The sequence below is a fragment of the Rathayibacter sp. AY2B3 genome, from assembly GCF_002931755.1.
In the GTDB taxonomy this organism is placed as follows: Bacteria; Actinomycetota; Actinomycetes; order Actinomycetales; family Microbacteriaceae; genus Rathayibacter.
Map to the genome: position 1 here is coordinate 1 of NZ_PSUG01000080.1, position 7258 is coordinate 7258.

A 7258-nucleotide genomic window follows, 5' to 3' on the forward strand; every position below is an offset into this window, starting at 1 on the left:
AAGACGAAGATCGGCGCCTGCACGTAGAAGGTCATCGAGTTGTGCTCGAACGGCGAGCCGTGGCGGTCGCGCATCAGGTAGTTGATCAGGCCGCGGTCGCGCTTGCGCTGCAGCTCGGCGTCGGACTCCTCGCCGTCGAGCGCCTCGGCGAGCGTCTTCTCGCCCTGGGTCGAGACGCGGGCCGCGAACAGCACGTCGGAGTCGTGGGCGCTCGCGCGGACGAGCTCGACGACGACATCGCTGCGGAAGACGGGACTGCTCGGGTCTGCGCTGGGGCTGCTCTGTTCGGTCACGGATCGAACCTAGACCACGCTCCGACCGCGGCCGTCGTCACATCCCGACACAGTCGTCCGCGCAGCGCCCGCGCCGACCTACGCTTCCCGGATGGAGCCCGTGACGATCCTCGCCGCACTGCTCGGCCTCGTCGTGCTGGGCGTCGTCCTCGGGGCTGTCCACCGGACCCGCTCCGGGCGCGTCGCGAGCGTCCCCTCGGGCGAGGACCCCGCGATCGACCCCGGAGAGCTCGTCCCCGGTGCAGTGCTCGGGACCCGGGTCACAGTCGTGCAGTTCTCGACCGACGTCTGCACGCGGTGCCCAGCGGTGCGACGGATGCTCGGGGAGGTCGCCCAGCAGCGGCCCGGGCTGGCGCACCTCGACGTCGATCTGACGCACCGCCCCGACCTCGCGGCGCGCTTCCGCGTCCGGCAGACGCCCACGCTCCTCCTGCTCGATCGAGACGGAGTGCCGCGGAGCCGCATCGGCGGCGCTCCGACCCGCGCCGCTCTGACCATCGAGCTCGACCGACTCCAGGAGACATGATGAGCACCCGCTCCCCCTCCACCACCGGCGCCACTCCCCCGTCCGGCACCGTCGATCCCCGCGGCCCGAGGGTCGCCGCCGGAATCACCGCCGCACTCCTCCTCACGGCCGTGGGCCTCGGGCTCGCGGCCCCGGCCCGGGCCGACCTCGACGGCCGGCTCTCCCAGCCCGGCTTCCTCCTGCTGCTCGCGCTCGCCGCCCTCTTCGCCTGGTCGGCCGCGCGCGGCGTCGGCTCCGGCCCCTGGGCGGTGCTGTTCCGCCGGGTGGTCCGGCCGCACCTGACACCGCCGCGCGAGTGGGAGGACGCCCGCCCGCCGCGCTTCGCCCAGCTGATCGGCCTGGTGGTGACCGGCGCCGGCGTCCTCCTGCACGTCGCCGGCGTCCCGGGATCGGTTCCGGTCGCCGCGGCGGTAGCCTTCCTCGCCGCCTTCCTCAACGCTGTGTTCGGCCTCTGCCTGGGCTGCGAGCTCTACCTCGTGCTCGCGCGGGCCGGCCTGGTCGGGCGCTCGGCCGGCTCCCGGGCGTGAGGCTCTAGGCTGGGTCCGCTTCGCGGGCGGCCCGCGACCGGCTCCGGGAGGCACCATGAGCGACTCATCCGCACGGCACTCCGACCACGACGGGGCCACGGGCTCCGGCTCGCCGCGACGCGCCTCGCGCACGCCGGGCGAGCACGTGTCGACGCCGTCCGAGCAGCCCTCTGCGCGGCCGGACGCCTCCGCTCCCCGGCTCCGCGTCCTGATCTCCGGCGCCAGCGGGATGATCGGCTCGGAGCTGACCCGCCAGCTGCGCGCCGAGGGGCACGAGATCCTGCGCCTGGTGCGCCACGCGCCGTCGAGCCCGGACGAGTTCCACTGGGCGCCCACCTCGCACATGCTCGACTTCAGCGTGCTCGACCGCGTCGACGCCGTGATCAACCTCTCCGGCGCCTCGATCAGCCGCCTGCCGTGGACCGCGTCCTACAAGCGGGAGATCCTCGACTCGCGGATCCAGTCCACGCAGACCCTCACCGACGCGATGCGGATGTCCTCGACCCCGCCGACGACGCTGATCAACGCCTCCGCGGTCGGCTACTACGGAGACCGCCCGGGCGAGGAGCTCACCGAGCAGTCCTCCCGCGGCGACGGGTTCCTCGCCGACGTCGTCGACCGCTGGGAGAAGGCCGCCCACCTCGCCCCCGAGGCCACGAGGGTGGTCACCGCTCGCACCGGGCTCGTCCTCGGCGACGGCGGCGCGCTCAAGCCGCTCCTGCCCCTGACCAGGCTCGGCTTCAGCGGGCCGCTCGGCAGCGGCAACCAGGCCTGGCCCTGGATCAGCCTCTACGACGAGGCCGCGGCGATCCGCCACCTGCTCACGTCCTCGCTCTCGGGCCCGGTGAACCTCGCCGGACCGGTGCCGGCGACCGCGAACGACGTGATGCGCACGCTCGCCGAGCAGCTGCACCGCCCGTTCAAGCTGGCCGTCCCCGAGAAGATCATCGAGCTCGCGCTGCGCGACGCCGGGCACGAGCTGCTGCTCTCGAGCCAGCGCCTGGTCCCCCAGCGGCTCCTCGACGACGGCTTCGAGTTCCGCCACCGCACGGTCGGCGAGGCGCTGGCGTGGGTGCTCGCCTGATCCGGGCCGCCTGAGCGCCCGGGCCGCCCGGTCGCGGCCGGACGGTCAGGCCGGAGCCTCGTGCTCCAGCGCGATGGCCCGGCGGATCGCGCCCCGGGCGCGCTTGCGGTCGCCGCTCGCGTCGTACGCGAGGCCGAGGCGGTACCAGGCGCGCCAGCTCCCGGGCTGCGCGTCGACCTCCTCCGCGTACTGCGGGAACAGCGCGTCCGCCTCCTCCCGGAGCGGACGCCCGCTGGCCCGCGAGTCGAGGACCTCCTGCGGGAGCGCGTTCTCGCCCTCCAGCCGACGGGCCAGCTTCTCCGCGCGGAGCCCGAACAGCAGCTCGCGCACGAGCCCCCAGACTCCCACCGCGCCGAGGATCAGCAGGCCGACGCCCATCACGATGCCCGGCACCGTCGCCGCGGCGAAGGCGACGACGGAGTACTGCAGGCAGACGAACAGGTAGAGGGCGAGCAGGACCGCCATCAGGACGACGCCGACGCGGGTCCTCACGGGATGCTCGTCGCTGCGGCGGCCTGGCCGGACGGTGCCCGGTCGACGACGGGCTGCTCGTCGACCGGCCGCTCGGCCAGGGGCGCGGCGTCGAAGGCGGCGCGCAGGTCGAGGAGGGCGTCGAGGCCCACCACCACGCCCGTCGTCGTGCGGACCGCGTCGAGAGCGCGCAGGACGCCCTGCTCGTAGGACGCCTGCGACGTGGTGTCGTGGCGGATGGTGACCGTCTCGCCGGTGCCGCCGAAGACGACCTCCTGGCGCGCCTCCACTCCGGGCAGGCGGAGGCTGTGGACCGGGACGCTCGCGACCTGCTGGCCGCGGGCCCGCTGATCGGTGTGCGGAGCCTGCACCGGACCGAGCTCGGCCCGGGCGCGCAGCAGGAGCTCGGCCGTGCGGACCGCGGTCCCCGAGGGTGAGTCGACCTTGCGGGCGCCGTGGGTCTCGACGATCTCGGCGGCGTCGAAGAAGCGCGCAGCCACGGTGGCCAGCGCGGTCGCGAGCACCGAGCCCAGCGAGAAGTTCGGGATGATCACGACGCCGGCCTCGGGCTGCTCGGCGACGCTGCGCCGGAGGGCCGCGATGCGGTCGCCGGTCCAGCCGGAGGTGCCGACGAGCACCTTCTTCCCGTTCGCCACGGCGAAATCGACGATCTGCTGGCTGACGGCCGGCACGGTCATGTCGACGACGACGTCGGCCTCGAGCATCTCGGCGGGATCGCTCCGCGAGCCGAGCCGCGCGACGAGCGAGAACTCGCTCGACGCCTCGATGAGCGAGCAGGTGAACGAGCCGAGTCGGCCGGACGCGCCGACCACGGCGACGGAGGTAGTCACCGACTCAGCGTAGCCCGCGGCTCAGTACGGCTGGGCCTCGGGCAGGCCGGTGCGCAGCTCCACGGGCAGGTGCGAGAGGTCGTTGTGCACCACGAGCACCGGCGGCTTGCGGGAGCGGACGCGGATGATCGTCAGCCCGCAGTTCGCCTGGTTGAGGCCCAGCCACCGCCAGTCGGGAGCGTCGAACACGTGGCGGACGAACCAGCCGATCACGAAGTTGTGGGTGATTAGGAGGTCGTGGCGGTCCTCGCGCGACGGCGCCAGGAACTCGGCCACCGCGTCCTGCATCTGCGCGTGCCCCGCCTCGATCTCGGCCGCGGTCACGCTGCCGAAGAACGGCTCGAACGCCTTGGGCATGTCCGGGGTCGGCCCCGAGGGGATGCAGTCGAACAGCAGCGAGGACGGCTGGAGCGGCAGGCTCGGCAGGAGCGTCTGGAAGCGCGCTGCCGTCTCCTCGGCCCGGCGCAGCGGCGAGTGCCACGCTCCGGTGAAGGGGACTCCGCCGAGCCGTTCGGCGATGAGCCTCGCCTGGCGCTCGCCACGGGCCGAGAGCGGGCCGTCCGGCATGCCGTGCTCGGCGTCCTGCTGCTCGCCGTGGCGGACGAGGTAGATGTAGTGGGACACGGGGTCCTCCCTGGTGCGGCGCGGCGGTGCGCGATCAGCGGGCGTTCGACGATCGGATCAGATCGCGGAGGCGCTCTCGACCCCGGCGATCCCGGCGAAGGCCGACTCGTCGACCGCGCCGACGGCCGAGATCGACGACGGCCCCCGCGCCAAGTCTGCCGCGAGTGCCTGGACGTCCTCCGCGCCGACGAGGGCGAGTCGGCGCAGGCTCTCGTCGAGGTCGACGAACTCGCCGAAGGTCAGCTCGGCGCGGCCGAGGCGCGACATCCGGGTGTCGGAGTCCTCCAGCGCGAGCGCCGCCGCTCCCGAGAGCTGGCCGCGGGCGCGGGCGAGCTCGTCATCGGTGACGCCGTCCTCGGCGAGGCGGTGGAACTCGGTGAGCAGGAGCTCGGCGACCGTCCCCGCCTTCGCCGGGGTGCAGGCGGCGTACAGTCCGAAGAGGCCCGCGTCGGAGTAGGACGGGGCGAAGGAGTAGACGGAGTAGGCCAGGCCGCGCTTCTCGCGCACCTCCTGGAACAGGCGCGAGGACATGCCGCCGCCGAGGATCGAGTTGAGGACGCCCATCGTCATCCGCCGCTCGTCGCCCGCGGCGAGACCGGGGAAGCCGACCAGCAGGTTCGCCTGCTCGGTGGGGCGGTGCACGACCGAGAGGGCGCTGCCGCGGGTGTAGGAGGCGCGGCCGCCGACGCGCCGTTCGACGGGCGAGGCCGCGGTGCCGAGGTCCCAGCCGTCGGCGACCAGCACCCGCTGGAGCAGCGCGACGAGCGCCTCGTGGTCGACGGCGCCCGCGACCGTGATCACCACGTCGCGCGGGCGGTAGGCGGCGCGGTAGTGCGCCCAGACCGCATCCCGGGTGGCCTCGCCGATGGTCGCCGCGGTGCCCCCGATCGGGCGGCCCAGCGGGTGGTCGCCGAAGACGGCCTCGAACAGCTTCTCCCCCGCGACGTCGCCCGGATCGTCGTCCGCCATCGCGAGCTCCTCGAGGATGACCCCGCGCTCGGTCTCGAACTCGTCCGGGTCGATCAGGCTGGAGGTCACCATGTCGGCGATCACCTCGACCGCCATCGGAAGGTCGCGGTCCTGGATCTTGGCGTAGTAGCAGGTGTACTCCTTGGCGGTGAGAGCGTTGTGCTCCCCGCCGACGGAGTCGAAGGACACGGCGATGTCGAGGGCGGACCGCTTCTGCGTGCCCTTGAACAGCAGGTGCTCGAGGAAGTGCGTCGAGCCGACGTTGGAGGGCACGGCGGGCCCGCCCGCGGTCGCGGGACGGCCGGGCCGCTCGTCGCGCGATCCCGCGGCGACCCAGAAGCCGATCGTGGCGCTGCGGGCGCCGGGCACCGATTCGCTGAGGATGCGGACACCGCTCGGGAGGACGGAGCGGCGGACCGTGGATCCGCCTGCGGCCCGGACTGACGTCTCCGGCTGGTCGAGGGGCAGTGCGACTCCGTGGTTCATCGTGCCCACCCTAGGCCACCGGCGACGGCGGCCCGGCCGGGCTGTCGCGCCGTGGCGGGAGAGGTGCCCGGCTGGTCGCGGTCGGGCGCGGTCAGCGGCGCGCGCGCTCGAGCGCGGCCAGGTGTCCCGCGTCGAGGTCGAGCGAGACCGCGCGGACGAGCGCGTCCACGTCGGCGGGCGAGCGCGGGGCGACGGTCGCAGCGGTCAGGCGCGGTCGGCCGAGCAGCCAGGCCAGGGCGACGGCGGCGGGAGCGGCCGAGAGCTCGGCGCCGATCGCGTCGAGGACGGCGAGGACCCGGCGTCCGCGGCGCCCGAGGTGGGCGGCGGCGAGGGCTCCGTCGGGCAGGCGGCCGAGCTCGCGGCGGGTGCGCTCGGCGCCGCGGAGGAACCCGTGGGCGAGGGGGACGGTCGCGAGCAGGGCGAGTCCCTGGCCGGCGGCGACGAGGCCGAGATCGCCCTCCGAGCCGGGCCGCTCGAGCAGGTTCCAGCGGACCTCCGCGCCGGCGAGGCGGGGCAGCCCGTGTGCGGCCAGGACGCGCGCCTCGAAGAGCTCCTCCGGGGAGAAGCCGGAGGCGACGACCGAGCGCACCAGACCGCGTGTCAGCAGCACGTCGACCGCACTGAGGAGCTCGTCGAGGCGCCCGGCCCCGTCGGGTCGGACCGCCAGCACGTCGAGGCGGTCGGTGCGGAGGCGGCGCAGCACCCCCTCGACACGGTCCACCAGCGCGCGCGGCGTCGCGGGGGCCCCGGCCGGTGCGGCGAAGCGGCCGATCAGGAGGAAGCGGTCCCGGTCGCGGTGTCCGGCGGGCCAGCCGCCGACGCCGTCCGCGAGGCGCGAGTCGGTGACGACGACGCCGTTGCCGCCCCACGCCGCGTAGCGCTCGAGGAGCGCGGCACCGTGATCGCGACCGAGTGCCGCCGCGTCGAGCACGAAGGGGAAGAGGTCGTGACCGGAGTCGCCCAGCGGCCGGCGGTGCGCGGGTGCGACGGCGGTCGGCTCGACCGGGCCGGTCTCGGCGAGGACGCCGCTCGAGGAGGCTCCGCGGGAGGCCGCGGGCGGGAGCGGGACGGCACTGTGACGGGGAGCCCGCACGGCGGCGCCGGTCCTGTCCCTGGGCACGCCACCACTCTCCCTGCGGCGGCTCGGGTCCCGCCAGGGGAGAGAGTATCCGAGCGCTGGAGCCGCCACTCCGCCGTGTCGCGCACGGTTCACCAGATCGTTACACGGGCGCTGCCGGCGGGGTCGACCCGCCCCGGCGCGCGGTGCGGCGGGCCCCTCCGTGTCGGCCGTCCGGACTAGATTCGCGACCATGGACTCCGCCGCCCCGACCCCCTCCGAGACCGGCCCGGTCGAGCCGACCGCCGTCGCACCCGCGCACCGCCGGCCGCTGGGCGACTCCGGTCACGACCTCTTCCCCTTCGTGCTC

General features: G+C 74.7%; 9 protein-coding genes. 3 read left to right on the top strand and 6 right to left on the bottom strand.

Translation table 11 applies throughout. The annotated features are described in order from the left end of the window. On the bottom strand, positions 1-293 hold a 293-nt coding region (locus C5C24_RS17170; RefSeq protein WP_181135567.1), incomplete at its 3' end, for an FAD-dependent thymidylate synthase. Positions 294-384: 91 nt separating this feature from the next. Between C5C24_RS17170 and C5C24_RS17175 the strand changes: the two genes are divergently transcribed. Genes C5C24_RS17175 through C5C24_RS17185 form a run of 3 tightly spaced genes read left to right on the top strand, consistent with a single transcriptional unit; the run spans position 385 to position 2430 of the window. Next, positions 385-819, top strand: coding sequence for a thioredoxin family protein (locus C5C24_RS17175; protein ID WP_104305546.1), 435 nt, complete (start codon positions 385-387; stop codon positions 817-819). After that, positions 816-1346, top strand: coding sequence for a DUF4395 domain-containing protein (locus C5C24_RS17180; protein ID WP_374955335.1), 531 nt, complete (start codon positions 816-818; stop codon positions 1344-1346). The genes C5C24_RS17175 and C5C24_RS17180 overlap by 4 nt, the downstream gene beginning before the upstream one ends. Before the next feature lie 55 nt (positions 1347-1401). After that, a complete protein-coding gene (locus tag C5C24_RS17185) occupies positions 1402-2430 on the top strand; it encodes a TIGR01777 family oxidoreductase (RefSeq protein ID WP_104305548.1) in 1029 nt (342 codons plus the stop codon). A gap of 45 nt (positions 2431-2475) precedes the next feature. On the opposite strand, the gene C5C24_RS17190 is transcribed toward C5C24_RS17185, so the two are convergent. From C5C24_RS17190 to C5C24_RS17210, 5 genes are all read right to left on the bottom strand, one after another. Next, a complete protein-coding gene (locus C5C24_RS17190; RefSeq protein WP_104233263.1) occupies positions 2476-2922 on the bottom strand; it encodes a tetratricopeptide repeat protein in 447 nt (148 codons plus the stop codon). Further along, the gene (gene dapB / locus C5C24_RS17195; protein WP_104305549.1) at positions 2919-3752 is read right to left on the bottom strand and encodes a 4-hydroxy-tetrahydrodipicolinate reductase; all 834 of its coding nucleotides are present in this window, start codon (positions 3750-3752) and stop codon (positions 2919-2921) included. Before dapB ends, C5C24_RS17190 begins: the two co-directional genes overlap by 4 nt. A gap of 21 nt (positions 3753-3773) precedes the next feature. Further along, entirely contained in the window at positions 3774-4376 is a 603-nt protein-coding gene (locus tag C5C24_RS17200; protein WP_104224462.1) for a histidine phosphatase family protein, read from the bottom strand. Positions 4377-4433: 57 nt separating this feature from the next. Then, positions 4434-5831, bottom strand: a complete 1398-nt coding sequence (locus C5C24_RS17205) for a pitrilysin family protein (RefSeq protein ID WP_104282141.1) — start codon at positions 5829-5831, stop codon at positions 4434-4436. A 91-nt stretch (positions 5832-5922) separates the two neighbouring features. Next, positions 5923-6951: an aldo/keto reductase gene (locus C5C24_RS17210; RefSeq protein WP_181135568.1), complete on the bottom strand. Its 1029-nt coding sequence runs from the start codon at positions 6949-6951 to the stop codon at positions 5923-5925. Positions 6952-7258 lie beyond the last annotated feature (307 nt).